This window comes from Dawidia cretensis, assembly GCF_018598175.1.
Taxonomy (GTDB): Bacteria; Bacteroidota; Bacteroidia; order Cytophagales; family Cyclobacteriaceae; genus Ohtaekwangia; species Ohtaekwangia cretensis.
Map to the genome: position 1 here is coordinate 1 of NZ_JAHESE010000155.1, position 331 is coordinate 331.

At 55.3% G+C, this 331-nt stretch carries 1 protein-coding gene; it reads right to left on the reverse strand.

Features of this window, described 5'->3' with window-relative positions:
- Window positions 1-182: YgaP family membrane protein (locus KK062_RS30170; RefSeq protein ID WP_254088099.1), on the reverse strand; the 182-nt coding region annotated here is incomplete at its 3' end.
- Window positions 183-331 lie beyond the last annotated feature (149 nt).

The following is a 331-nucleotide window of genomic DNA, read 5'->3' on the forward strand; positions in this document are numbered from 1 at the left end:
ACCGGGCAGTGCCCCGAAATAGCGCGATACAACAGGTACGCGCCCGCGGCACCTTTCAACAGGCCGCCATTGGCAAATGCCGAACGCACCATCCAGGCTCCGGCAATGCCCGAGATAACACGCTCCGGCGTGCTGACATTGCTGTCCGGGCTATACGATTGAAGATTTTCGAGTAGGTTCATAGTATGATCTTGTTTGTATAACCAGACGTAATTAATTGTGCCATCGCACAGCCCGGCGTGGGGCTACCCGGCCCGTCATCGTTTGGGACGCAATTTCCCCACAAGCCCTGAAACCGCAGCCACACCTATCTCTTATACACATATCCGAG